Origin of the sequence: Geomonas anaerohicana (genome assembly GCF_016458305.1) — a bacterium.
Taxonomy (GTDB): Bacteria; Desulfobacterota; Desulfuromonadia; order Geobacterales; family Geobacteraceae; genus Geomonas; species Geomonas anaerohicana.
In genome coordinates, this window is sequence record NZ_JAEMHL010000010.1 from 59,342 (window position 1) to 83,034 (window position 23,693).

Annotated in this window: 25 protein-coding genes; 21 read left to right on the top strand and 4 right to left on the bottom strand. The window is 62.0% G+C overall.

All coding sequences use genetic code 11. From position 1 onward, the window contains the following. Positions 1-42 precede the first annotated feature (42 nt). From hldE to ptsP, 13 genes are all read left to right on the top strand, one after another. Positions 43-1,506 carry a bifunctional D-glycero-beta-D-manno-heptose-7-phosphate kinase/D-glycero-beta-D-manno-heptose 1-phosphate adenylyltransferase HldE gene (hldE, locus tag JFN91_RS17050; protein ID WP_199390397.1) on the top strand — a complete coding sequence of 488 codons (1,464 nt, stop codon included), beginning with the start codon at positions 43-45 and terminating at the stop codon, positions 1,504-1,506. 73 nt (positions 1,507-1,579) lie between these two features. Then, complete coding sequence (gene gmd, locus JFN91_RS17055) at positions 1,580-2,632, top strand: GDP-mannose 4,6-dehydratase (protein ID WP_199390398.1); 1,053 nt, start codon at positions 1,580-1,582, stop codon at positions 2,630-2,632. After that, the gene (gene fcl, locus JFN91_RS17060) at positions 2,622-3,551 is read left to right on the top strand and encodes a GDP-L-fucose synthase (RefSeq protein ID WP_199390399.1); all 930 of its coding nucleotides are present in this window, start codon (positions 2,622-2,624) and stop codon (positions 3,549-3,551) included. Before gmd ends, fcl begins: the two co-directional genes overlap by 11 nt. Before the next feature lie 205 nt (positions 3,552-3,756). Beyond that, positions 3,757-4,329 carry an LPS export ABC transporter periplasmic protein LptC gene (gene lptC / locus JFN91_RS17065; protein WP_199390400.1) on the top strand — a complete coding sequence of 191 codons (573 nt, stop codon included), beginning with the start codon at positions 3,757-3,759 and terminating at the stop codon, positions 4,327-4,329. Beyond that, complete coding sequence (lptA, locus tag JFN91_RS17070) at positions 4,329-4,820, top strand: lipopolysaccharide transport periplasmic protein LptA (RefSeq protein WP_199390401.1); 492 nt, start codon at positions 4,329-4,331, stop codon at positions 4,818-4,820. Before lptC ends, lptA begins: the two co-directional genes overlap by 1 nt. Next, complete coding sequence (lptB, locus tag JFN91_RS17075) at positions 4,801-5,538, top strand: LPS export ABC transporter ATP-binding protein (RefSeq protein ID WP_199390402.1); 738 nt, start codon at positions 4,801-4,803, stop codon at positions 5,536-5,538. Before lptA ends, lptB begins: the two co-directional genes overlap by 20 nt. A 283-nt stretch (positions 5,539-5,821) precedes the next feature. After that, positions 5,822-7,369, top strand: a complete 1,548-nt coding sequence (rpoN, locus tag JFN91_RS17080; RefSeq protein WP_199390403.1) for an RNA polymerase factor sigma-54 — start codon at positions 5,822-5,824, stop codon at positions 7,367-7,369. 62 nt (positions 7,370-7,431) lie between these two features. Then, positions 7,432-7,980, top strand: coding sequence for a ribosome hibernation-promoting factor, HPF/YfiA family (gene hpf, locus JFN91_RS17085; RefSeq protein ID WP_183349769.1), 549 nt, complete (start codon positions 7,432-7,434; stop codon positions 7,978-7,980). A 149-nt stretch (positions 7,981-8,129) separates the two neighbouring features. Next, positions 8,130-9,080: an HPr(Ser) kinase/phosphatase gene (gene hprK, locus JFN91_RS17090; protein ID WP_183349771.1), complete on the top strand. Its 951-nt coding sequence runs from the start codon at positions 8,130-8,132 to the stop codon at positions 9,078-9,080. 1 nt (position 9,081) lies between these two features. Next, on the top strand, positions 9,082-9,945 hold the full coding sequence (rapZ, locus tag JFN91_RS17095) for an RNase adapter RapZ (protein ID WP_199390404.1): 864 nt from the start codon (positions 9,082-9,084) through the stop codon (positions 9,943-9,945). Then, a complete protein-coding gene (locus tag JFN91_RS17100) occupies positions 9,942-10,337 on the top strand; it encodes a PTS sugar transporter subunit IIA (RefSeq protein WP_199390405.1) in 396 nt (131 codons plus the stop codon). Before rapZ ends, JFN91_RS17100 begins: the two co-directional genes overlap by 4 nt. Positions 10,338-10,390: 53 nt before the next feature. Then, the gene (locus JFN91_RS17105) at positions 10,391-10,657 is read left to right on the top strand and encodes an HPr family phosphocarrier protein (protein WP_183349776.1); all 267 of its coding nucleotides are present in this window, start codon (positions 10,391-10,393) and stop codon (positions 10,655-10,657) included. After that, positions 10,638-12,398 carry a phosphoenolpyruvate--protein phosphotransferase gene (gene ptsP / locus JFN91_RS17110; RefSeq protein ID WP_199390406.1) on the top strand — a complete coding sequence of 587 codons (1,761 nt, stop codon included), beginning with the start codon at positions 10,638-10,640 and terminating at the stop codon, positions 12,396-12,398. Before JFN91_RS17105 ends, ptsP begins: the two co-directional genes overlap by 20 nt. Here ptsP and JFN91_RS17115 read toward each other — a convergent pair. After that, a complete protein-coding gene (locus tag JFN91_RS17115) occupies positions 12,395-13,174 on the bottom strand; it encodes a phosphorylase family protein (RefSeq protein WP_199390407.1) in 780 nt (259 codons plus the stop codon). The genes ptsP and JFN91_RS17115 overlap by 4 nt on opposite strands. A 154-nt stretch (positions 13,175-13,328) precedes the next feature. On the opposite strand from JFN91_RS17115, the gene hpnJ reads away from it, so the two are divergent. The 4 genes from hpnJ to JFN91_RS17135 all read left to right on the top strand — a co-directional run bounded on the left by hpnJ (position 13,329) and on the right by JFN91_RS17135 (position 17,038). Beyond that, complete coding sequence (gene hpnJ / locus JFN91_RS17120) at positions 13,329-14,750, top strand: hopanoid biosynthesis associated radical SAM protein HpnJ (RefSeq protein ID WP_199390408.1); 1,422 nt, start codon at positions 13,329-13,331, stop codon at positions 14,748-14,750. A gap of 113 nt (positions 14,751-14,863) precedes the next feature. Beyond that, positions 14,864-15,730: a hopanoid biosynthesis-associated protein HpnK gene (gene hpnK, locus JFN91_RS17125; RefSeq protein WP_199390409.1), complete on the top strand. Its 867-nt coding sequence runs from the start codon at positions 14,864-14,866 to the stop codon at positions 15,728-15,730. Beyond that, complete coding sequence (locus tag JFN91_RS17130) at positions 15,723-16,103, top strand: EamA family transporter (protein WP_199390410.1); 381 nt, start codon at positions 15,723-15,725, stop codon at positions 16,101-16,103. Before hpnK ends, JFN91_RS17130 begins: the two co-directional genes overlap by 8 nt. A 179-nt stretch (positions 16,104-16,282) precedes the next feature. Then, the gene (locus tag JFN91_RS17135; RefSeq protein WP_199390411.1) at positions 16,283-17,038 is read left to right on the top strand and encodes a DUF3108 domain-containing protein; all 756 of its coding nucleotides are present in this window, start codon (positions 16,283-16,285) and stop codon (positions 17,036-17,038) included. Positions 17,039-17,155: 117 nt separating this feature from the next. On the opposite strand, the gene asnS is transcribed toward JFN91_RS17135, so the two are convergent. Continuing rightward, entirely contained in the window at positions 17,156-18,541 is a 1,386-nt protein-coding gene (gene asnS, locus JFN91_RS17140) for an asparagine--tRNA ligase (protein WP_199390412.1), read from the bottom strand. Positions 18,542-18,648: 107 nt separating this feature from the next. On the opposite strand from asnS, the gene JFN91_RS17145 reads away from it, so the two are divergent. Continuing rightward, complete coding sequence (locus JFN91_RS17145; protein ID WP_199390413.1) at positions 18,649-19,032, top strand: S41 family peptidase; 384 nt, start codon at positions 18,649-18,651, stop codon at positions 19,030-19,032. Positions 19,033-19,034: 2 nt separating this feature from the next. Further along, positions 19,035-19,403: a glutaredoxin domain-containing protein gene (locus tag JFN91_RS17150; protein WP_199390414.1), complete on the top strand. Its 369-nt coding sequence runs from the start codon at positions 19,035-19,037 to the stop codon at positions 19,401-19,403. Positions 19,404-19,803: 400 nt separating this feature from the next. Here the strand turns inward: JFN91_RS17150 and JFN91_RS17155 are convergent, their stop codons facing one another. After that, entirely contained in the window at positions 19,804-20,781 is a 978-nt protein-coding gene (locus JFN91_RS17155) for an HD-GYP domain-containing protein (protein ID WP_199390415.1), read from the bottom strand. Positions 20,782-21,038: 257 nt separating this feature from the next. On the opposite strand from JFN91_RS17155, the gene JFN91_RS17160 reads away from it, so the two are divergent. Then, a complete protein-coding gene (locus JFN91_RS17160; RefSeq protein ID WP_199390416.1) occupies positions 21,039-21,221 on the top strand; it encodes a helix-turn-helix domain-containing protein in 183 nt (60 codons plus the stop codon). A 129-nt stretch (positions 21,222-21,350) separates the two neighbouring features. Continuing rightward, positions 21,351-21,854, top strand: a complete 504-nt coding sequence (locus tag JFN91_RS17165) for a chemotaxis protein CheX (protein WP_224984964.1) — start codon at positions 21,351-21,353, stop codon at positions 21,852-21,854. 175 nt (positions 21,855-22,029) lie between these two features. Here the strand turns inward: JFN91_RS17165 and JFN91_RS17170 are convergent, their stop codons facing one another. Next, positions 22,030-23,655 carry a fumarate hydratase gene (locus JFN91_RS17170; RefSeq protein ID WP_199390417.1) on the bottom strand — a complete coding sequence of 542 codons (1,626 nt, stop codon included), beginning with the start codon at positions 23,653-23,655 and terminating at the stop codon, positions 22,030-22,032. Between the last annotated feature and the right edge of the window lie 38 nt (positions 23,656-23,693).

Here is a 23,693-nt window from a genome sequence, read left to right on the forward strand (position 1 = left end):
TGAACATTGAATGTTGAACGTTGAACGGCTTTAGGAGACTGCATGGATCGTAGAGAAGTAGAATCCTTTTTCGAACGCGCCGCCACCGTGCGTGCCCTTGTCGTCGGCGACCTGATGCTGGACGAATACCTGTGGGGGCGCGCGGAACGGATCTCGCCGGAGGCGCCGGTGCAGGTGGTCGAGGTGGCGCGAGAGGACCTGCGCTTAGGGGGCGCGGGCAACGTGGTCAATAACCTCGCCGCCCTCGGCTGCCGGGTCTCGGTCGGTTCGGTGATCGGCACCGATGAAGACGGCCAACTCTTGCGCCACGCCCTGGAGGAGAAGGGGGCCGGGGTGGACGGGCTGGTGGAGGACCCTCAGCGCACCACCAGCAAGAAGACGCGCGTGATCGCAGCCAACCAGCAGATCGTCCGGATCGACCGGGAGATGCGCTCCTCGATCGGCGCCGCCAGCGAAAAGGCACTGCTCGACTACCTCCTCAAGCACCTCTCCGAGTTCGACGTGGTGGTGGTCTCGGACTACCTGAAGGGCGTGCTCACCCCGCCTCTGCTCGACGCGCTCTGCCGCAAGGGGCGCGAACTGGGCGTGCCGGTGGTGGTCGACCCAAAGGGCGACGACTTCGCCAAGTACCGCGGCGCCACGGTGCTCACCCCCAACCGCAAGGAGGCGGAGGTTGCCTCGGGAACCGCCATCACCGACCAGGCCTCGCTGGAACTGGCCGCCGGAAAAATCCTCTCCAGCCTGGAACTGGACGCCCTCCTCATCACCCGCAGCGAGGCGGGCATGTCGCTCTTCCCGGCACAGGGGGAGGCGGTGCACATCCCCACCGTGGCCCGCGAGGTCTTCGACGTGACCGGCGCCGGGGATACCGTGATCTCGGTCCTCTCCCTGGGGCTTGCCTGCGGGCTGCCTCTCGCGGATGCGGCCTGGGTGGCCAATGTGGCCGCCGGCATCGTGGTCGGCAAGCTGGGCACCTCGACGGTTTCCCCCCGCGAGATCATCGCGGAGGTCGGCCACTCCCTGCGCGACAGCGACTCCAAGATCAAGAATCTCGACGTCCTGGCTCACCTGATGGCCCGCGAGCGTGCCCGCGGCAAAAAGGTTGTCTTCACCAACGGCTGCTTCGACCTGTTGCACGTGGGGCACGTGAAGTACCTGCAGAAGGCGCGGGAGTTGGGCGACCTCCTGGTGGTGGGACTCAACACCGACGACTCGGTGCGCCGGCTCAAGGGGGAGGGGAGGCCGCTCATCGAGGAGAAGGAACGGGCGCACATCCTGGCCGCCCTCGGGTGCGTGGACTACGTGGCGCTCTTCGACGAGGACACCCCGCTCCGGCTCATCGAAGCGCTCCGCCCGTCCATCCTGGTCAAAGGGGGGGACTACAGCATGGACCAGGTGGTGGGACGCGAACTGGTCGAATCGATGGGGGGGCGGGTCGAGTTGATCGAGTTCGTCGATGGCCGCTCCACTAGTCGCATCATCGACAAGATCCTCTCTTCCAAATAAAGTTTCGGCGCCCCCGGTTGCCATACGGCCGCCGCATGCTATTCATTATTGGATCAAATTTAATGGAGGCCTCATGAAGAAGGCATTTATCACCGGCATCACCGGCCAGGACGGCTCCTACCTTGCGGAATTCCTGCTTTCCAAGGGGTACGAGGTACACGGCATGATCCGCCGCTCCTCCTCCTTCAATACCGGCCGCATCGACCACATCTACCGCGATCCGCACGAGGCGGACACGAGGCTTTTCCTCCATTACGGCGACCTCAACGACGCGAGCTCCATCAACCGCCTGCTGCGCGAGATCCATCCCGACGAGATCTACAACCTGGGCGCCCAGAGCCATGTCCGCGTCTCCTTCGACGTCCCGGAGTACACCGGCGAGGTGGACGCCCTGGGGGCGGTGCGCATCCTGGAGGGGATCCAGGAGGCGGGGATCACCACCCGCTTCTACCAGGCCTCCTCTTCCGAGCTCTACGGCAAGGTGCTGGAGACCCCCCAGAGGGAGACCACTCCCTTCTACCCCCGTTCCCCCTACGCTTGCGCCAAGGCCTACGCCTTCTACATCACGGTGAACTACCGCGAAAGCTACAACATGTTCGCCTGCAACGGCATCCTCTTCAACCACGAGTCCCCGCGCCGCGGCGAGACCTTCGTAACCAGGAAGATCACCCGCGCCGCCGCGCGCATCAAGCTCGGGCTGCAGGACCGGCTCTACCTGGGCAACCTGGATGCCAAGAGGGACTGGGGCTTTGCCGGCGATTACGTCGAGGCGATGTGGCGCATGCTCCAGGCGGACCGCCCCGACGACTACGTGGTGGCGACCGGCGAGACCCACAGCGTCAGGGAGTTCGCCGAGCAGGTCTTCGGTAGTCTGGGCATGGAGCTTTCCTGGAAAGGGAAGGGGGAACAGGAGCAGGGCGTCGATACCAAATCGGGCAAGGTGCTGATCGAAATCGACCCGCGCTACTTCCGTCCCGCGGAGGTCGACCTGCTGCTGGGGGATGCCACCAAGGCGCGGCGCGAACTCGGCTGGGAGCCAAAGACCAGCTTCGCACAGCTGGTCAAGATGATGACCCAGTCCGACCTCGCCATCGCCGAACGGGAGCTGAGAGCCGATGGAAAGTAACGCCAAGATCTTCGTCGCCGGGCATCGCGGTCTGGTCGGCTCGGCCCTGGTGCGGGAGCTGGAGCGCCAGGGTTACCACAACCTGGTGCTGCGCAAAAGTTCCGAACTCGACCTGCGCGACCAGGCGGCGACGCGCGCGTTTTTCGAAGCCGAGCGGCCGGAGTACGTCTTTTTGGCTGCCGCCAAGGTGGGGGGCATCGTCGCCAACAACAGCTTCCCCGCCGACTTCATCTACGACAACCTGATGATCCAGAACAACGTGCTGCATTCGAGTTACCTGGTCGGCGTCAAAAAGCTGCTCCTCCTCGGGTCCACCTGCATCTATCCGAAGCTCGCGCCGCAGCCGATCAAGGAGGAGGCGCTGCTCACCGGCCCGCTGGAGCCGACCAACGAACCCTACGCCATCGCCAAGATCGCCGGCATCAAGATGTGCCAGTCCTACAACCGCCAGTACGGGACCCGCTTCATCAGCGCCATGCCCACCAACCTCTATGGTCCCAACGACAACTTTGACCTCACCACGTCCCACGTCCTTCCTGCCCTGATCCGCAGGTTCCACGAGGCCAAGGAGGCCGGGGCGGAAAACGTCACCATCTGGGGCACCGGAACGCCGTTCCGCGAGTTCGTCCACGTGGATGACGTCGCCGGCGCCGCCTTCTTCCTGATGCAGCAGTACGAGGGGTGGGACCCGGTCAACGTCGGCAGCGGCCAGGAGCTCACCATCGCCGACCTCGCCCGCCGGATCGCTGCAGTGGTCGGCTTTGCCGGAGAGGTTCTCTTCGACACCTCCAAGCCCGACGGCACCCCCAGAAAGCTCAGCGACGTGAGCCGCATCCACGAGCTGGGGTGGCGCCATAAGATCGAGCTCGACCAGGGGCTCAAAGACACCTATGCCTGGTACCTCGCCAACCGCTGCTGATTCTGTTTCCTTTCCCGACACATCCACGCGCCGCCGCTCCCGTTTTCGCTCCGTGACCGGCGGCGCATTTAAGCTCCCGAATTCTCATGAATAACTCTGTCAACCATGATTTTGCGCCTTCTTCAATCTCTATGCCAAAATTTTAGAACTGCACCAAAATGCGCTTTACAGTGAAATTCTTAGATGCTATACTTCCTGCGAAATCATGCATAACTTCAATAATTTCAAGCGATTCCTCGGCGTCCTGGCAGTTGTTGCATCCCTGTTGGTGATTGCCACCATAGTCTTCCGTATGCAGCAGGAAGTGGCCCCGGTCTTGTCGGTGCGCAAGCTTCCGCTCCAGGTGGATGTTTCCCTGCACAATTTCCATTACACGGAAACCAAACAGGGCATCAAGCACTGGGAGCTCACCGCCGAGCGGGCCGACTATAACAAGCAGGCCGACATCTCCTACCTCTCCCGCGTCCGGATGGTCGTGCATGGGGCGGGGGGGCTCGGCGAGTTGGTGATAACGGCCGATAGCGGCCAGTACCACAACGGGACCCGGGACATCGCCCTCATCGGCAACGTGCAGGGGAAAAGCAGCAAGGGGTACGGTTTTTCTGCCCCTCGCGTCAACTACGTCGCGGCGCGCAGCATGTTGCAGACATCGGAGCGGGCCAGGTTGACGGACATCGGAAGCGAGTTGGAAGGGACAGGTATGGAGTACTACACGCAGACTCGGAAGTTCAGGTTGTTGAAGGATGTAAGCGCCGTGTACCGGCAGGGGGGGAAGTGATGCGCCGTATCGTCTCCTGTCTTGCTCTGCTGCTCGCCTTGGCGACGGCTGGCTACGCCGCACAGGGCTCGAACAACAAAGAGCCTTTAAAGATAAAGTCGGACACGCTAAATACCGATAACGAGAAGAAGACGGCAACGTTCGAGGGGAAGGTGGTCGCCCGCCAGGGTGACATGACCCTGTACACGGACCGTCTGGTGGTCACCTACAGCGGCCCCAACAACGAGGTGTCGCAGGTGGAGGCGTTCGGCAACGTGCGCATCGTGCAGGAAGAACGCCAGGCGACCGGCGCCCACGGGATCTACGATCCCAAGCTGGCGCGCATCATCCTGGACGGCAACCCCAAGGTGGTTTCGGGCGAGGACGTGGTGACCGGCAGGATCATCACCTACTACGTCAACGAGCAGAAGAGCGTGGTTACCAGCGGCCCGAAGGAACGGGTGGAAGCGGTCATCCATCCGGGAGGAAAGAATGTCGGTGCCAAGCCGTAGCACCCTCTACACCAAGGGGCTTCAGAAGGGCTACAACAAGCGCATGGTGGTGAAGGGGGTGGACCTGGAGATCTCCTCGGGAGAGGTGATCGGGCTGCTCGGCCCCAACGGCGCCGGCAAGACCACCACCTTCTACATGGTGGTGGGGTTGACCCGTCCCGACCTGGGGCAGGTCTTCCTGAACGGCGAGCCGATTACGGGGCTTCCCATGTACCAGAGGGCGCGCCGCGGCATCAGCTACCTGCCGCAGGAACCGTCGGTATTCCGCCGCCTCACCGTAAGGGAAAACCTCCTTGCCGTGCTGGAGACCATGGACCTGGAGCCGGTGCGGCGCAGGGAGCGGGTGGAGGAACTCCTGGCCGAATTCCGCGTCGAGCATATCGCCGGGAGCCGCGGCTACGCCCTTTCCGGCGGGGAGAGGCGCCGCGTCGAGATCGCCCGCGCCCTGGCCACCGACCCGAGCTTCATCCTGCTGGACGAGCCCTTTGCCGGCATCGACCCGATAGCGGTGATCGATATTCAGAACATCATTAGGGCGCTGAAGGAGAAGGGGCTGGGGGTGCTGATCTCCGACCACAACGTGCGTGAGACCCTCGGGGTCTGCGACAAGGCGTACATCATGAACGCCGGCGAGGTGCTCGAGGTGGGCGACCCGGTACAGATTTCCCAAAGCAAAAAGGCGCGGGAAATCTATTTGGGCGACAAGTTCAGGCTGTAAAGAAAAAAGACGTTCTACGTGAAAAAAGACGTTCTATGTTCTAGGTTCTACGTTCTACGTTAAAATGCAAACTGCAGGTCGCCAAAGTTCTTGGCTTGCGCTATAATGAGAACAAAGAGTACAGCTGCTCAATGAACATCAGAACAGCTCATTTCTCACACAGCACGCGCCCTCATCAATTACACGGTTTTTCAAAGGTTTTCCGCTTTTAACGTAGAACATAGAACGTAGAACGTAGAACGGGTTTAAAGCTTTTACGGTTTTCAAGGGTTTGTGAGGACTTATGGCAATAGAGATGCGCCAGCAGATGAAAATGAGTCAGCAACTGGTGATGACCCCCCAGTTGCAGCAGGCCATCAAGCTGCTTCAGCTCTCCCGGCTGGAGCTGCAGGACGTAGTGCGGCAGGAGCTGGAGGAAAACCCCATCCTGGACGAGGTGATCGAACAGGAGGAGATCCGCGAGCCCGAGCAGCTCGAACTGCGCGAGAAGGAAGCGGAGCCGGAGACGGCCGCCAGCGACTTCCAGGAGGTCCGTGCCGGCGAAGAGACCCGGGACACCGACTGGGATTCCTACATCGACGGCTACAACTACAGTTCCGGCGAGCAGTACTACGACGACGAGGATCGCCCCTCTTTTGAAAACCTCCTCACCAAGAAATCCACCCTGTTCGACCACCTGCTCTGGCAGCTGAGCCTCACCCGTCTCACCGAGCGCGAGATGGCGGTCGGGGCCGAGATCATCGGCAACATCGACGAGGACGGCTACCTGCGCGCGACGCTGGAGGACATCGCTTCGGCCTGCGTCCAGGCCAGCCCCTTCCGCGAGGAGGCCCTGGAGTGGGCGGGACTTGCCGCCGACGCCCCCGAGGAGCAGAGCGCAGAAGCGGCGGACGGTTTCGCCGAGAGCGTGCTGACGCCGCTGGTGGAAGGGGTCCTGAAGCGGATCCAGGAATTCGACCCGGTCGGCGTCGGCGCCCGTGATCTGCGCGAATGCCTGCTGATCCAGGTGGCGAGCCTGGGGATGTCCGGGAGCCTGGTCGAGGCGCTTCTGCGCGACCACCTGAAGGACCTGGAGAGCCACAAGTACAAGCAGGCGGCCAAGGTGCTCGGGGTGGACGTGAACGACATCCTGGCGGCCACCCGCATCATCGCCGAACTCGACCCCAAGCCGGGCCGGGTCTTCGGCAGCGACGACGTGCAGTACATCTCCGCCGACATCTTCGTGCACAAGGTGGGCGACGAGTACGTGGTGATGTTGAACGACGAGGGTATGCCCAACCTCAGGATCAACCCGATCTACGCCCCCGACACCAAGAGCACCCGCCAGGTGGACAAGGTGGCCGAGGACTACATCGGCGAGAAGATGCGCTCCGCCATCTGGCTCATCAAGAGCATCCAGCAGCGCCAGCGCACCATCTTCAAGGTGGCCAAAAGCATCGTCAAGTTCCAGCGCGACTTCCTGGACCGCGGCATCGAGCACCTGCGCCCGCTGGTTCTGCGCGACATCGCCGAGGACATCGGCATGCACGAGTCCACCATCAGCCGCGTCACCACCAACAAGTACATGCAGACCCCCCAGGGGCTCTTCGAGCTGAAGTACTTCTTCAACTCGGGGATCTCCACCGGCGAGGGGGATTTCATCGCTTCCGAGAGCGTCAAGAGCAAGATCAAGGAACTGGTGGACAACGAGGACTCCAAGCGCCCCTACTCGGACCAGCGCCTGGCGGAGCTCCTGTCCGACCACAACATCGTCATCGCGCGGCGCACCGTCACCAAGTACCGCGAGATGCTCCGCATCGGTTCGTCCTCGGAGCGCAAGAAGCATTTCTAAACGCGAACACCGCCGTGCGGCGGGCGCTTCGCGTGTATTGACAATAAAGGGAGGTACTTCGTATGCAGATAACCACGACTTTCAGGCACATGGAACCGAGCGAAGCGCTGAAAAGCTACGCAGAGGAGAAGCTGGACCGGGTTAAGAAATATATAGACGAGCCGATTGTCGTCCAGGTATTTTTGACCGTTGAGAAGATCCGTCACATGGCCGAGGTGACCATCAACGCCAAGGGGATCACCATCAAGGCCGCGGAAGAGACCAACGACATGTACGCCTCCATCGACGCCGTATCCGACAAGATCGAGCGTCAGCTGCGCCGCTTCAAGGAGCGCATCAAGGCCCACAAGCCGGCCTCCGACGCACGCGAGCGCCAGGTGCAGAAGGCGATCGTCCAGGCCCAGGGCATCGAGGAAGGGACCCAGGCCCCGGTCATCATCAAGACCAAGAGCTTCACCATGAAACCGATGTCCGTCGAGGAAGCGGTAATGCAGATGGAACTTTTGCACAAGGACTTCCTGGTCTACACCGAGTCCTCCACCGAGACCATCAACGTGGTGTACCGCAGGAAAGACGGCAACTACGGCCTGATCTCCCCGGAGAACCCGTAACGCTCTTTTGAGCTGAAAAAAGGACCCGGAGCCCCAGTCCCGGGTTGAAAAAGCGGATGGGAGGCGTCCCCGTGGCGCCTCCCATCGTGATAACGGCCCCTTTTGGGGCTGTTCGCGTGCACGGGGGAAAGGTCGCAGCATTGACAAGCATGAGCCTCAGCATCAAGGACCTGTTGGAAGACAAGGCCTACGGCCTGGACCTGCAGCTTCTGTGCGGTGAAGAGGGCCTGAGTAACCGGCTCTACAGCTCCCGCATCCAGAAGCCGGGCCTGGCCCTCACCGGCTATACGGAGCACCTGCATCCGGACCGGGTCCAGGTGCTGGGCAACACCGAGATCTCCTACTTAAGCCAGATCCCCGAAGAGGTCGGCGCACGGCACATAGAGAAGCTGTGCAGCTATCCTATCGCCTGCTTCATCGTCACCAAGGGGCTGGATCCCCCCGAGTTCCTGAAGCGCAGCGCCCAGGCAGCCGGCATCCCGCTTTTGGTGACCCACCACCAGTCCTCCACCTTCATCAGCCTGATCACCAAGTTCCTCGAAGAGAGCCTGCTCCCCTCGACCCATATCCACGGCGTGCTGGTGGACGTCCTCGGCGTGGGCGTGCTCCTTCTGGGCAAGAGCGGCATCGGCAAGAGCGAGTGCGCGCTCGACCTCGTCATCCGCGGGCACCGCCTGGTCGCCGACGACGTGATCCACATCAAGAAGAAGATGCCGGCGGCGCTGGTGGGACAGGCGGGGGAGACCATCCAGTACCACATGGAGATCCGCGGCCTGGGCATCATCAACATCAAGGACCTGTACGGGGTCTCCTCCATCCGCGAGAAGAAGATCATCGACATGGTCCTGGAACTCATGGAGTGGGACGCGAACCAGGAATACGAGCGGCTGGGGATCGACGAGCCGGTCAAGACCATCCTGGGCGTGGACCTGCCGCACGTGAAGATACCGGTCCGCCCGGGCCGCAACCTGACCTCGATCATCGAGGTGGCCGCCAGGAACTTCCTCCTGAAGGGGATGGGATACCATTCCGCCCGCGAGTTCCACGAGAAGCTCCTGGCCCGCCTTGAGTTCCGCCCCCTGGGCAACGAGGTGGAATAGCATGCGCATCGTCATCATAACCGGCCTCTCCGGCTCGGGAAAATCGACGGCGGTGAAGGCGCTCGAGGACGAGGGCTTCTTCTGCCTGGACAACCTGCCGGTCTCGCTGGTGACGACCTTCACCGAGCTGGTGGAGCACTCCCGCGAGGACATCAAGGACGTGGCCCTGGTGATGGACATCAGAAGCCGCGACTTCATCAAGGGGTACGACCAGGTGTTCCAGGCCATCGCCTCGGCCGGGCACAGCGTCAAGATCTTCTACTTCGACGCCACCGACGAGGTGCTGATCCGGCGCTTCTCCGAGACCCGCCGCCGCCATCCCGCGCTGGAAGGGGCGAGCGTCCCGGAGGGGATCCGCTTCGAGCGCGACCAGTTGGCCGGCCTCAGGCGCATCGCCACCGCCATCATCGACACCTCGGAGATGAACGTGCACCGCCTCAAAGAGGTGGTGATCGGGCTGGTCAAGGGGGGCGAGGGGGCCCTGGAGATGCAGGTGAACCTGCAGTCCTTCGGCTTCCGCTACGGGCTTCCCCTGGAGAGCGACCTGGTCATGGATGTGCGCTTTCTCCCCAACCCGTACTTCGTGCCCGAACTGCGCCACTTCTCCGGCCTGGAGCCGGGGGTGCGCGATTACGTACTCAAGCAGAAGGAGACCGTCGTGTTCCTGGAGCGTTTCCGGGACATGCTGGAGTTCCTGCTGCCGGGATACCGCAGGGAAGGGAAGTCCTACCTGTCGGTTTCCATCGGCTGCACCGGCGGCAGGCACCGCTCGGTGGCCATCGCAGAAGAGCTGTACCACTACTTCCGGCAGCGGAACGTGAACATAAAAATTTCCCACAGGGATATAGAGAAGGGGCTGGGATGATAGGACTGCTTTTGGTAGCACACGCCGGCGTGGCCAGTGAGCTTTTGACCGCGGCGGAGATGATAGTAGGAAAGCTGGAACTGGCCGAGGCGGTGGGCATCGCTCACGACGCATCGGCTGCGGACGTCATGAACGCCATCAAGGAGGCCGTGGCGCGGGTTTCCGGCGACGGGGCCATCATCATGACCGACATGTTCGGCGGCACTCCGTCCAACATGAGCATCTCCTTTCTGCAGGAAGGGAAGGTCGAGGTGCTGACCGGGGTAAACCTCCCGATGCTGATCCGCTTTACCCAGGAGCGCAACCGCTGCGGGGTCGCGGAACTGGCCCTGAAGCTCAAGGAGAGCGCGCAGGAAGGGATCACGGTAGCCGGGGACTTCCTTAAAAAGTAAGCAAAGGAGGATTTGCCCGCCGGGGCCTCGGGCGCAGGCGGGTGACTGCACATATGATAGAAGGCGAATTCGTAATACCGAACAAACTGGGGCTGCACGCCAGGGCCTCCGCGCTCCTGGTGAAGACCTCCAGCGGCTTCTCCTCCGAGATCAGGATCGAGCGCGAGGGGGTCGAGGTGAACGGCAAGAGCATCATGGGGATCATGATGCTGGCGGCGGCCAAGGGGAGCACCATCACCCTCAAGGTCGAGGGCGCGGACGAGGTCGAGGCCTACGCCGCAATCGGGGAGCTGATCCGGAATGGATTCGGAGAAGAGTGAGTCGAGACAGCTGAAGGGCATCGGCGCCTCCGCCGGCATCGCCATCGGCCAGGTCCGCATCACCGACCGGCGCCGCGTGGCGGTGACCGAGGTGCTGGTGGCCAACGAGGAAATTCCGGGGGAACTGGACCGCTTCACCAAGGCGATCGAGCGCGCCAAGGGGGAACTTTTCGCCCTGCGTGAGCAGCTTTCCAGCACCCACGGCCCCGAGCACCTCTGCGTCATCGACGCCCACCTCATGCTGCTCGACGACACCATGCTGGTGGGTGAGACCACGCAGTACATCGAGCGGCTCGGCATCAACGCCGAGGGTGCCCTGAAAAGGACCGTGGGGCGCTTCAAGGCCTTCTTCGACGGCGTGGACGACGAGTACCTGCGCGAGCGCGGTGCCGACGTCGAGACCGTGGTCGAGCGCGTGCTGCGCCACATGGTGGGGCAGAAACAGGAGCCCCTGGACAACATCCAGGGGAAGGTGATCGTGGTGGCCCACGACCTCTCCCCGGCCGACATCCTGCAGATCGACAAGAGCAAGGTGATGGGCTTCATCACCGACCTCGGGGGGAAGACCTCCCACTCCTCCATCCTGGCGCGGGCCTTCGAGGTCCCCGCGGTGGTGGGGCTGGAGCGCGTCACGGCGGAGGTCCGCGAAGGCGACACCCTGATCATCGACGGCGCCACCGGTGTGGTGATCATCAACCCCACGGCCGAGGAATTCAAGGAGTACCTGCAGAAGAAGCAGCGTTACGAGTACGTGGAGCGGGAGCTTTTGAAGCTGCGCGACCTGCCCGCGCAGACCCTGGACGGCCACCGCATGCGCCTCAAGGGGAACGTGGAGTTCATCGAGGAGGTCGCCTCGGTGCACAAGCACGGCGGCGAGGGGATCGGCCTGTACCGCACCGAGATGCTCTTTTTCAACCGCAGCAAGCTTCCCACCGAGGAGGAGCAGTTCGAGGCCTACTCGGCGCTGGTAAAGAAAATGGCGCCGCAGCCGGTGACCATCAGGACCCTCGACATCGGCGGCGACAAGTGCCTCACCGACCTGGACCTCTCCGACGAGATGAACCCGGCGCTGGGGGTGCGGGCGATCCGCCTTTCGCTGCGCCAGCCCGAGGCCTTCAAGGCGCAGTTGCGCGCCATCCTGAGGGCGAGCGCCTTCGGCGAGGTGAAGCTCTTCTTTCCGATGGTGTCGGGCGTGGCCGAAGTGCGGGCCGCCAAGGCGATCCTGGAAGAGGTGAAAGAGGAGCTGCGCGGCAAGCACCCCTTCGACGAAAAGGTGCAGGTGGGGATCATGATCGAGATTCCGTCGGCGGTGGTCATCGCCGACCTGCTGGCGGCGGAGGTCGACTTCTTCAGCGTCGGCACCAACGACCTGATCCAGTACACGCTGGCCATCGACCGCACCAACGAGCACCTCTCCTCGCTGTTCCAGCCGCTGCACCCGGCCGTGCTCCGCTCGCTGAAGACCATCGTCGACGCGGCGCACGAAGCGGGGATCGAGGCCTCCATCTGCGGCGAGATGGCGGCGGACCCTGAGTACCTGCCGATCCTTTTGGGGCTTGGCTATGACGAACTGTCCATGAACGCCGTCTCCATCCCGCGAGTAAAGAAGATCCTGCGGCGCTGCACCGTGCAGGAGGCGCGCGAGGTGGCCCTGAAGGCCCTGAGCTTTGCCACCGCCGCCGAGGCCGATGCCTATGTGAAGGGGGAGATCGCCGCCCGGTTCTCCGAGAGCTTCGACTAGGGCTGTGGCTGCCGCGACAGCGCCTGCAGCGCCAGTTCGACCGCCAGCGCCAGCCGCTTGCCCGCCCTGCGTGTATTCCCTGCCAGCCTGATCAGTTGCGGAATCAAGAACGGCCGCTTTGCGATGGTCCAGGCCACCCGCCACGGGACCAGGTGCAGGTCGGCGTCGCAGAACTCCTCGATGGCAAACCCGAGCTCCTCGTCGGCCGCGTCGCTCACCCCCCGGATCGCCACCAGCGGTATCCCCGCAGACTGTGCCTGTTCGAGTACCGCCGCCGTCTCCATTTCGAGCAGCGGCAGCGGCGTGCTCCCCCCCAGCCGGCTCCCCATCTCGGTCTTGCTCCTGATGCCGCAGGCGGTGATGAAACCGCCGCGCCGCAGCTGCAGACCCACCTTGGCGCAGTGGTCCTGCACCAGGGACGCCAGGGCGGCGTCGGGCTGCGGGAGCTCATGTAGAGTCGCCTGGTCCAGGCGGAAGACGCGGTCCGCCAGCACCAGTTCGCCGACCTCCAGGCCGGCCAGGACCGCACCGCCGAAACCGAAGTTGAGGATGGCGTCCGGTGCGGCGTGCCTGATCAGCGCCCTGGTCGCCGCCGCAGCCTGCGCCGGTCCCATGCCGGACTCGATCAGGTAGACCAGGCTGCCGTTCACGGGGAAGCGGTACAGGTTGCGCCCGTCGATGTTGCCCCGGGCATACCCTTTTATGCGCGCCAACACCGGCGCAATCTCCTGGGGCATGGCAGCCACGACACCCAGGCTTTTGTTTTCCTTGGCCATTTTGGTTCTCCCTTTCGACCGGTCACTTTATCAGAGGGGAGCCGCCACCGCAACGCTTTCCCGGGCTAAAGGCCGGTTCACCTTGACAAAAGGGGGGCGCCGTCTTATAGTCAGGCTTCTTTTTTGGGTGTGACGATATTAATCTGGAGGGTGTATGAAGCCGTTGTTTTTGAACCCGCCGACCTTCGAAGATTTTGACGGAGGTGCCGGTGCGCGCTACCAGGCCTCGCGCGAGGTAACCTCTTTCTGGTTCCCCGGCTGGCTCACCTATCCGGCCGGGATGATCGAAGGGTCCCGCGTCGTCGACGCGCCGGTGCAGCGCCTGGACCTCGATGCCTGCCTCGATATAGCCAAAGATTACGACATGGTGGTGATGTACACCTCCACCCCGACGCTGGCCATCGACGTGGAGACCGCGCGCCGGGTCAAGGCGCAGAAGCCCGGCACGGTGACGGTGCTGACCGGCCCCCACGTGAGCATCCTCCCCGAGGAGAGCCTCCGTTTCGCCGCCGGCGCGGTCGACATCGTCTGCCGCGGCGAGTTCGACTATTCCACCAAGGAGTTGTGCGAAGGCAAACCGTGGGAAGAGGTGGAAGGCATCAGCTTTGTCAAAGAGGGCAAGGTGGTGCACACCAAAGACCGCGCTCCCATCGCCGACCTGGACGCGCTTCCCTTCGCCAGCAAGGTCTACCTACGCGACCTCCCCATCGACGAATACGTGATCCCGCATTTCCGGCATCCCTACGTCTCCATCTATGCCAGCCGCGGCTGCCCCTCGCGCTGCATCTACTGCCTGTGGCCGCAGACCTTCTCCGGGCGCACCCTGAGAAAAAGAAGCCCGCAGAACGTGTACGAAGAGGTGAAGTGGATCAAGGAGAACCTCCCCTACGTGAAGGACATCTCCTTCGACGACGACACCTTCACCGCGGACAAGCAGCACGCCATCGCCATCGCCAGGCTGATCAAGCCCCTGAACGTCTCCTGGGTGATCAACGCCCGCGCCAACTGCGACTACGAGACCCTGAAGGAGCTGCGCGACGCCGGCATGCACCACGTGGTGGTCGGCTACGAGTCCGGCAACGAGCTGATCCTCAAGAACATCAAGAAGGGGGTCACCAAGGCGCAGGCGATCGAGTTCACCAGGAACTGCAAGAAGCTGGGCATCACCGTGCACGGCGCCTTCGTCTTGGGGCTTCCCGGCGAGACCAAGGAGACCATCAAGGAAACCATCGCCTACGCCATCGACCTCGACCTGACCTCGATCCAGGTGTCCCTGGCCTCCCCGTATCCCGGTACCGAGTTCTACCAGATGGCCAAGGAGAACGGCTGGATCGCCTCCGACAGCTTCCTCGACGAGACCGGGCACCAGAAGTGCGTCATCAACTACCCCGATCTCACCAACCAGGAGATCTTCGACGCCGTGGAGCTGTTCTACAACAAGTTCTACTTCCGTCCCCGCTACATAGCGCGCAGCATTTTCAGCATGCTGGTTGATTCCCAGGTGCGTCGCAAGCTACTCAAGGAAGGCGCCCAGTACCTGAGCTACATGAGAAAGCGCAAGCAGGCCGCCTGCTAATGTCCTCCCTCCCCCGGAGGGGGAGGGGCGGGGAGGGGGAAGCTGTGCTGCTGCCTGAATTTCCCCCCCTCCCGACCTCCCCCCTCCGGGGGGAGAAGGTACCCGGGTTCCGTATGAAAGAGATAATCCTTAACGCCGACGACTTCGGCCTGAGCGCCGGGGCCAACCGCGGCATCATCAAGGCCTGGCAGGAAGGGATGCTCACCAGCACCTCGCTCATGGTGGGGGGCGACGCCTTCGAGGAGGCGGCCGCCTTCGCCCGGGCCAACCCTGCCCTGCAGGTGGGGCTGCACCTCACCCTGGTCCAGGGGAGCGCGGTCCTGGAGCAGGGGGGATTGCCTGCGCTGACCGACGCGGCAGGGGAGTTCACCGACGACCCGGTGCTGGCGGGGATGCGCTACTTCTTCCTCAAGGGCCTGAGGAAAAAGCTGCGCCTGGAGATCGACGCGCAACTGGCCAGGTGCCGGGATGCCGGCGTCGAGCTTTCCCACGTCGACGGCCATCTCAACATCCACATGCACCCGGTGGTGTTCGACATCCTCTGCGAGCTGATGCCAGGCTACGGCATCAAAAGCTTTCGCCTCACCAGGGAGAACCTGCCGGCGAACCTCGCCCTGGACAAGACGCGACTGGTAGGAAAGTGCGCCGACGCCTTCATCTTCGCCCGTCTGGCCGACCGTTGCCGTCCGCGGCTGGAGCGGCTCGGCATCGGCTACGCGCGCGAGGTGAAGGGGCTGCTCAGTTCCGGCCACATGACCGAGGCGTACCTGCTGCAGGCATTGGACGGTGTGGGGGAAGGGCTTACCGAGATCTACTTCCATCCCGGCTGCCATCCCTGCACCACGCTGAAGCGTCGCATGCCCGATTACCAGCACGAAGCGGAACTGGCGGCCCTGACCAGCCCGCGGGTAAGGGAGAAACTGGCGGCAGGCGGGATCAGATTGAGAAACTATCGCGGAGAGGAAAAGACGTATGTTTAAGACCGTAGTGGTCATGCTGGCGGCGGTCACGGCCGGTACCATAGGGGACCTGCTGCTGGCCAGCGGCATGAAGGAACTGGGCGACATCTCCACCATGAACCTGAGGGGGATCATGAGGGTCGCCGTGCAGGCGCTCACCACCCCCAAGCTGGTGTTCGGCACCGCGATGCTGGCCGTCTTCTTCTTCCTCTGGCTCGCCGTCCTCTCCTGGGAAGACCTGTCGGTGGCCCTCCCCATGCAGGCCCTGAACTACATACTGGTCGCTTTCCTGTCCCAGTACTTTCTGCACGAGGTGGTGAGTCCGCTGCGCTGGGCGGGGACCGTGCTGGTCGCCATCGGCGTAATCATGATCACCAAGAGCAGCGGCGCCTAAACCTCCGTATCGTCCACCTGTAGGGGCGAATAATCATTCGCCCAATCCCCTCGCTCCACGACAACCTCCCCCGTCGACTGCCCCGATTCCGACTGCATCGCGTGTGAAATGGCTAACATTAGGTAATCCCTAACTTTTTTCTCTTGAAAAAAAATATCGCGAGGGGCTAATCTGTGGACATGAAAATTTCAGCCTTATTGTCCTTTTTCGCACTTCTGATACTTTCCGCCCTTCCTGCCTACGCCATGAACCCCAACGAAAAGCTGGTCTACGACGTCAGTTGGACCGGGATCAAGGCGGGGGTCACGACCCAGGAGCTCAGCACCAAGGGAAGCGAACTCCACATCGTCACCACTACCCGCTCCACGCCGTGGCTGGACACCTTCTTCCGGGTGGAGGACCGTGCCGAGTCCGTGGTGGTGCGCGGCAGCGGCGACCGCTTCGGCTTTCCCAAGTATTTCCGCAACAAGATCAGCGAGGGAAACCACCGGCGCCTGAAGGAGGCCAGGTTCGACCAGCAGAAGCTCAAGGTCGAATCGAAGGATCTCCTGCACAAGACCCAGCGCGTCGACGACATCAGCGCCACCACCTATGATCCGCTTTCCATCGTCTACTACGTCCGCACCCTCGACCTGGTCCCCGGGCGCTCCCTGTTCGTGGACATCTACGACTGCAAGAAGCTGTGGAACACCGAGGTGAAGGTGCTCAAGCGGGAGGAGATCGAGACGCCGGTGGGGCGGTTCAAGACCATCGTGGTACAGCCCATGATGAAGGCCGACGGTTTCTTCGCCCGGACTGGTGAGGTCAAAGTCTGGCTCACCGATGATGCCCTCAAGATACCGGTGATGGTCTCGACCAAGGTGAAGATAGGCAAGATAAAGGCCGTCCTGACCGGCGGGAGTTACTGGCCGCAGGCGACCACAAAGGCAGATTAAGACCAAGATAAAGATTTAGAAAAAGAGAGAGGCAAGGCGCCACATGGCCCTTGCCTCTTTTTGTTGCTGCTCCCAGCTGAATCCCTCCCTTACCAGCGAAGGCCGGAAGGGGGGGGGCTAAAACTCCGCATGGCGCGGTGTCCTGGGGAACGGGATCACGTCCCTGATGTTCTCCATCCCGGTGAGGTACATGATCAGCCGCTCGAAGCCGAGCCCGAAACCCGCGTGCGGTGTCGAGCCCCAGCGCCTGGTGTCGAGATACCAGGAGAGCGATTCCGGTGCGATGCCCGTCTCCAGCATGCGCTGCTCCAAAAGCTCCAGGCGCTCCTCGCGCTGACTCCCGCCGATTATCTCGCCCACCTTGGGCACCAGCAGGTCCATGGCGGCGACCGTCTTGCCGTCGTCGTTCTGCCGCATGTAGAAGGCTTTGATGTCCTTCGGGTAGTTGATGATGAAGACCGGCCCGCCCACCACCTGCTCGGTCAGGTACCGCTCGTGCTCGGATTGCAGGTCGAGCCCCCATTCCACCGGGAACTGGAACGATACCGGCGCCTTCTTGAGCCGTTCGATCGCCTCGCCGTAGTCCATGCGGGCGAAGGAGGCCTGGGCGACCGCCTCGATGCGCTGGATCAGCCCCTTGTCGATCTGGGTATTGAAGAAGTTCATGTCTTCGCCGCAGTTGTCCAGCGCGAAGCGGCACAGCCTCTTGAAAAAGGCCTCGGCCAGGTCGGCGTCGTCGGCGAGGTCGGCAAAGGCCATCTCCGGTTCGATCATCCAGAATTCGGCCGCATGCCGGGCGGTGTTGGAGTTCTCGGCGCGAAAGGTCGGCCCGAAGGTGTAGATGTCGGAGAAGGCCTGTGCGAACAGTTCCCCCTCCAACTGGCCGCTCACGGTGAGCCCGGTGGCGGTGGCGAAGAAGTCCCGGGAGAAATCGATTGCGCCATCCACCAGCGGCGGGTGGGCGAGGTCGAGCGTGGTGACCCGGAACAGTTCCCCGGCTCCCTCGCAGTCGTTACCGGTAATGATCGGGGTGTGCACGTAGAGGAAGCCGCGTTCGGCGAAGAAACGGTGCACCTCCTGGGCCAGTGCCGAGCGCACCCGGAACACCGCGCCGAAGGTGTTGCTGCGCACCCTGAGATGCGCGATGGTGCGCAGGTACTCGAAGGTGTGCCGCTTCTTCTGCATCGGGTACTCCTGGTCCGCGCCACCAACCACCTCGATCTGCTGCGCCTTCAGCTCCAGAGCCTGGCCTGCTGCCGGCGATTCCTGCAGCAGCCCGGTGACCGCAAGGGCGCTGCCGGTGCCGATGCCGGTGATCACCTCGTAATTCGCGAGATCCGGCTCGACAACCACCTGGATCCCGGAGAGGCAGGAACCATCGTTCAAGGAGATGAAGGTTACCTCCTTGCTGTTTCTGACCGTGCGTGCCCACCCTTTGACGAGGATGGTGCTGCCGGCTTTACCTGTTTCCAGCGCCTGTTTCACCTTGGTTCTAGCAGTCATGTGAACACCCCAGTGGTGGATTTTAAAGCATCACTTATAGCATAGAGGGGGAGACTCGGCAAAAGCATAGTTGACAGCCGTTAGGCTCTCGTATAACTTCACTGGCCATGATCAAGACCCTGTGCGCCATACTGCTTTTCGCCCTGATCACCCTTCCGGCCCATGCCCAGACTGCCGCTCTCTTTGGTGGGGTCGGCATCGACGGCGTACCCAAGAGCGACGGCACCATCGTCGTGCGGCAACTGGTGGCAGGGGGACCGGCCCATTTGGCCGGTATCAAGGCCGGCGACATCATCACCCAGGTCGACGGCACCCCGACCGCCGGCAGCGACTTCAAGTTCATCGTCGAGCGGCGCCTGCGCGGGCGGGCCGGGACCCCGGTCCTGATCCTGGTGCGGCGACCCGGCAACCCGAAGACACTCACGTTCAAGATGGTCCGCCGGCAATTGAAGGTTGGCGGCACCGCCAAAAAAGAAGCAAAGGGGGAGTGAACATGCGCATCCTGTTGACCGCAATCCTGGCCGTTTCCCTGCTGGCCCCGGCAGCCGGGGTCGGCGCCGAGCAACTCCCGCAGAGCCCGCTGGGGAGCCACAGCGTGCAGACCAAGTATCCCAAGATCGTCCTCTTCTCCACCTCCTGGTGCCCCCATTGCCGGGCCGCCAAGGAGTACTTCACCAGGAACAACATCCCCTTCATCAACCGGGACGTTGAAATCGACAGTGCCGCCATGGAATTAGTCACCGGCAAGTACAAGAGCCAGGGTGTTCCGGTCATCGTGATCGGAGACGATGCTAAAGTGCTGAAAGGGTTTGATCAACTCCGCTTTGAAAAGGCGCTCGACGAGGTCCGCAAGAAGAAATAGCGGCACATATACCTGCCGCGGGAGAAAAGGAAAGGGGAAGCGCAACGGTGCTTCCTTTTTTTTTGCAGTGATGGTCGCGTTCCGGAATGGGCTCAGGTGGCCATGTTACCCCACCGGGGTCACTCCTGAAAGAAGGATGTTATCCGGGCGTTTTCTTCACTGTTTCAAGGCGAAAACAAACCTGGTTTTTGCGGCTTGGGGTGGAGTTGAATGATTTCGATGGGTTGGATAAAGAAAAAACAAGTTTGATTTTCAAAAAATCAAGTTTGGTTTTCAGAAGAACGAATCTGGTTTTTCAAAACTTCCAGTTTGCCTTTCCATAAACGAGTCTCGTTTTCCAAAAAGCAGCGTGGTTCCAGGTGAAAGCAGACCGCGTCGCGGGACCTTTGGGGGGATGTTGTTAAATCTCCGTCGGTTGATCCTCGGCGAGCAGGAAGAAGAGCGTCTGCACCAGCTTTGGGTCGAGGTTACTGCCGCTCATCCCCTTCATGGTCCACATCACCTCGTCCCGGTTGAATCCTTTGCGGTAGGGGCGATCCATGGTCAGCGCATCGCAGATGTCGGCAGTGGCAACGATCTGGGCCTCGATCGGAATATTGCTTCCCTCCAGCCCGTACGGATATCCCTTGCCGTCGAACCGCTCGTGGTGGTAGAGCACGATGTTCTGCACCGTCTTGGAGAGGTTTGCCTTTCTCACCACTTCGCACCCCCACTCGGGATGCTTCATGACGATCTTGAATTCCTCCGGGGTCAGTGCGCGCTCCGCGTTGAGGATCGCCTCGGGCACCCCGATCTTGCCGCAGTCGTGCAGCCAGCTGCCGTACCTGATCTCCTGCTGGACATCCTCCGGGACGCCGAGCTTCGCCGCCAGCCTCAGGGCCAGGGTGGCAACCCGGTCGCAATGCCCCTTGGTGCAGGCGTCCTTCAGTTCGATGGTCTGCGCCAGCGAGTGCAGGATGAACTCGTCTTCCCGCTTGATGGCCTGCAGCACGCGGTAGCGGCGAATACCGTCCTTCACGGCCCGCAGCATCTCCGCCTTCTTCCACGGTTTCAGGACGAATCGGAATACCTCGCCGCTGTTGATGGCGGCCAGCGTCGTGGAAAGGTCGGCGCTTCCGGTCATCATGATTTTTACCGTGTGGGGCGAGACCTCCTTGATTCGTGCAAGAAGCTCGATGCCCCTCATCCCGGGCATCTCGTTGTCCGAGACCACCACGGCCACCGACTGGTGCTCAACGATCTGCAACGCCTCCATGGCAGAAGACGCAGTCAGGATGTTGAGGCCCCTGTTCTCGAACAGGTCGCTGGTATAGGCAAGGTAGCTTTTCTCGTCGTCCACGAACAGGACGGTTTCGCGTTGTTGTTCCTTGCTTTGCATGTGTCCTCTCCAAGGGCTACTCATTAAGTAACCGCCGTACACTTATCGGCACAACTCCCGTGAAGACAAGGGAAAAAAGAAGCATCAGGAAAAAGTTAATCGTTTTGCGGTGCTACGGCGCACCCACGCTTGACATGGTAGGCATAAGCGATACCATCACAACGGTGAAACTGTAATTAAAACCGAGGCAGCCGCGTTCTTTTTTAACAGCGGACGCCTCTGCTCCGGGTGGGACCGAAGCAAAGGAGGGATCGATCATGCTGATATCCAAGACTTGGTACACCCCCGCCGAGGCCTGTGAAAAGTTCGGCGTCGAGATGGAACGTCTGCAGGTATGGATCGACGAGGGCGTGATACGGACCGAGGAAGACAACGGGCAGGTGGTGCGGGTGAACGGCGACGACCTGGAACTCAAGATTGAGGAACTGACGGGCATCTAGGCGTTTTTTGGCACAGGCCCTAAAGCCGGCGGAGAAAGTGACGAAGAGAGAGACTGGAACCTGCACGTGATTCAGGTTCTCATTGTCAATCATCCATAGTCAATCATCCATTGAGTGAAGGGGGTTGCCTTGAGCAACAGCATAACGTTCGAAGAGATCATGTTCACCATCATGTCCGCCACGCAGGACACCTTCAAGAGCTACATGAATACCGACATCTATGCAGGGAAGGTGGAGAAGAAGATCAACCCGCTGCACAGTGACGTGGTCGGGATCGTGGGCGTCGCCGGAGATCGTGTCGGCTACATCATCTTCGCCACCGAGAAAGGGCCGGCCGAACAGATTGCCAAGGACCTCCTGATGCTGGACGAGGCGGATGACGAAGCCATCAACGATGCGGTGGGCGAAGTGGCCAACAACATCGCCGGTGTCTTCAAGACCAAGTACCACGAGCAGTACGGCAGCGTCGCCCTGGGGCTCCCGCTGGTCCTCTCCGGGCGCCTGCGGCCGATGACCGATCCTCCCGAGCAGTCCACCATGGACGGGAGCATGAGCGTGCAGTGCAAGGGCGTCACCATCCCCTTCACCACCATGGACGGCAGGCTCCACTTCCGGGTCATGGTGTATATGTAAAGGCAGGGGCTAGGGGGGGGGACTAGGGGCTGGAAAAACCTCCCGACTCAACCTGGCCGGCACCATGTGACACCGTAAAGCAAAAGCCCCCGCTGCCATGACGGCAACGGGGGCTTTTGCATTCCAACTGATGTTGTAGGGACGAATAATCATTCGCCCCCTCCCTCTCCTGCAATTAAATTCCCAACTGCTTGAAGAAGTCGTTCCCCTTGTCGTCCACCAGGATGAACGCCGGGAAGTCCTCGACCTCGATCTTCCAGACCGCCTCCATCCCCAGTTCGGGGAAGTCGATGCACTCGACCTTCTTGATGTTCTCCTCGGCGAGGATCGCGGCGGGGCCGCCGATGGAGCCGAGGTAGAAGCCGCCGTGCTTCTTGCAGGCATCGGTTACCTGCTGCGAGCGGTTACCCTTGGCGATCATGACCATGGAACCGCCGTTGGCCTGCAACAGGTCAACGTAGGAATCCATGCGGCCGGCGGTGGTGGGGCCGAAGGAGCCGGAGGGTTTGCCAGCCGGGGTCTTGGCCGGGCCCGCGTAGTAGATCGGGTGGTTCTTCAGGTACTCCGGAAGCGGCTTGCCGGAGTCGAGGATCTCCTTGAACTTGGCGTGAGCGATGTCACGGCCGACCACGATGGTGCCGGAGAGCAGCAGCGGGGTGGAGACCGGGTGCTTGGAGAGCTCGGCCAGGATGTCCTTCATGGGCTGGTTCAGGTTGACCCTGACGCCGTGCTCGTGCTTGCCGCGGAAACGCTCGGGGATGAGGCGCCCCGGGTTCTCGTCCATCTGCTCGATCCAGATCCCTTCCTTGTTGATCTTGGCCTTGATGTTGCGGTCCGCGGAGCAGGACACGCCCATGCCGACCGGGCAGGAGGCGCCGTGGCGCGGCAGGCGGATGATGCGCACGTCGTGGGCGAAGTACTTGCCGCCGAACTGCGCGCCGATGCCGGACTCCTGGGCCGCCTTCAAGAGCTCCGCTTCGAGGGCGAGGTCGCGGAAGGCCTGGCCGTGCTCATTGCCGCTGGTCGGCAGCGCGTCGAGGTACTTGGCGCTGGCGAGCTTCACGGTCTTCAGGCAGGTTTCGGCGCTGGTGCCGCCGATGGCGAAGGCCAAGTGGTACGGCGGACAGGCCGCGGTGCCCAGGGTCTTCATCTTGGCTACCAGGAACTTGATCAGGCTGTCCGGGTTAAGGAGCGCCTTGGTCTCCTGGTACAGGTAGGTCTTGTTGGCGGAGCCGCCGCCCTTGGCCATGAACAGGAACTTGTACTCGGCGCCCTTGGTGGCGTACAGGTCGATCTGGGCCGGGAGGTTGGTCCCGGTGTTGGTCTCCTTGTACATGTCGAGGGCGACAGTTTGCGAGTAGCGCAGGTTCTCCTCGGTGTAGGTCTTGTAGACCCCCTTGGAGAGGTACTCCTCGTCGTTGGCGCCGGTCCAGACCTGCTGCCCCTTCTTGCCCATGACGATGGCGGTGCCGGTGTCCTGGCAGATGGGGAGCTCGAAGTTGGCGGCAACCTCGGCGTTTCTCAGGAAGGCGAGGGCAACACCCTTGTCGTTCTGGGAGGCTTCCGGATCGGTCAGGATCTTGGCGACCATCTCATTGTGCTCAGGGCGCAGCAGGAAGGAGAGATCTTTCATGGCGGCATTGGCCACCACGGTAAGGGCCTCCGGAGCTACCTTGAGCACCTCCTGTCCTTCGAAGTTGGCGACCGAAACGTACTGCTGGGAGTCCGGGATGAGGCGGTACTTGGTGGTGTCCGGCCCGAGCGGGAAAGCTTCCTGGTACTTGAACTCTGGAGTTGCCATCGGTTCTGTTCTCCTTTGCGTGGGATGTGATGGTGACT

Excerpts from the sequence above, each read along its gene's own strand:
- hldE (WP_199390397.1), top strand. The coding sequence starts at position 43 with ATGGATCGTAGAGAAGTAGAATCCTTTTTCGAACGCGCCGCCACCGTG.
- gmd (WP_199390398.1), top strand. The coding sequence starts at position 1,580 with ATGAAGAAGGCATTTATCACCGGCATCACCGGCCAGGACGGCTCCTAC.
- fcl (WP_199390399.1), top strand. The coding sequence starts at position 2,622 with ATGGAAAGTAACGCCAAGATCTTCGTCGCCGGGCATCGCGGTCTGGTC.
- lptC (WP_199390400.1), top strand. The coding sequence starts at position 3,757 with ATGCATAACTTCAATAATTTCAAGCGATTCCTCGGCGTCCTGGCAGTT.
- lptA (WP_199390401.1), top strand. The coding sequence starts at position 4,329 with ATGCGCCGTATCGTCTCCTGTCTTGCTCTGCTGCTCGCCTTGGCGACG.
- lptB (WP_199390402.1), top strand. The coding sequence starts at position 4,801 with ATGTCGGTGCCAAGCCGTAGCACCCTCTACACCAAGGGGCTTCAGAAG.
- rpoN (WP_199390403.1), top strand. The coding sequence starts at position 5,822 with ATGGCAATAGAGATGCGCCAGCAGATGAAAATGAGTCAGCAACTGGTG.
- hpf (WP_183349769.1), top strand. The coding sequence starts at position 7,432 with ATGCAGATAACCACGACTTTCAGGCACATGGAACCGAGCGAAGCGCTG.
- hprK (WP_183349771.1), top strand. The coding sequence starts at position 8,130 with ATGAGCCTCAGCATCAAGGACCTGTTGGAAGACAAGGCCTACGGCCTG.
- rapZ (WP_199390404.1), top strand. The coding sequence starts at position 9,082 with ATGCGCATCGTCATCATAACCGGCCTCTCCGGCTCGGGAAAATCGACG.
- JFN91_RS17100 (WP_199390405.1), top strand. The coding sequence starts at position 9,942 with ATGATAGGACTGCTTTTGGTAGCACACGCCGGCGTGGCCAGTGAGCTT.
- JFN91_RS17105 (WP_183349776.1), top strand. The coding sequence starts at position 10,391 with ATGATAGAAGGCGAATTCGTAATACCGAACAAACTGGGGCTGCACGCC.
- ptsP (WP_199390406.1), top strand. The coding sequence starts at position 10,638 with ATGGATTCGGAGAAGAGTGAGTCGAGACAGCTGAAGGGCATCGGCGCC.
- JFN91_RS17115 (WP_199390407.1), bottom strand. The coding sequence starts at position 13,174 with ATGGCCAAGGAAAACAAAAGCCTGGGTGTCGTGGCTGCCATGCCCCAG.
- hpnJ (WP_199390408.1), top strand. The coding sequence starts at position 13,329 with ATGAAGCCGTTGTTTTTGAACCCGCCGACCTTCGAAGATTTTGACGGA.
- hpnK (WP_199390409.1), top strand. The coding sequence starts at position 14,864 with ATGAAAGAGATAATCCTTAACGCCGACGACTTCGGCCTGAGCGCCGGG.
- JFN91_RS17130 (WP_199390410.1), top strand. The coding sequence starts at position 15,723 with ATGTTTAAGACCGTAGTGGTCATGCTGGCGGCGGTCACGGCCGGTACC.
- JFN91_RS17135 (WP_199390411.1), top strand. The coding sequence starts at position 16,283 with ATGAAAATTTCAGCCTTATTGTCCTTTTTCGCACTTCTGATACTTTCC.
- asnS (WP_199390412.1), bottom strand. The coding sequence starts at position 18,541 with ATGACTGCTAGAACCAAGGTGAAACAGGCGCTGGAAACAGGTAAAGCC.
- JFN91_RS17145 (WP_199390413.1), top strand. The coding sequence starts at position 18,649 with ATGATCAAGACCCTGTGCGCCATACTGCTTTTCGCCCTGATCACCCTT.
- JFN91_RS17150 (WP_199390414.1), top strand. The coding sequence starts at position 19,035 with ATGCGCATCCTGTTGACCGCAATCCTGGCCGTTTCCCTGCTGGCCCCG.
- JFN91_RS17155 (WP_199390415.1), bottom strand. The coding sequence starts at position 20,781 with ATGCAAAGCAAGGAACAACAACGCGAAACCGTCCTGTTCGTGGACGAC.
- JFN91_RS17160 (WP_199390416.1), top strand. The coding sequence starts at position 21,039 with ATGCTGATATCCAAGACTTGGTACACCCCCGCCGAGGCCTGTGAAAAG.
- JFN91_RS17170 (WP_199390417.1), bottom strand. The coding sequence starts at position 23,655 with ATGGCAACTCCAGAGTTCAAGTACCAGGAAGCTTTCCCGCTCGGGCCG.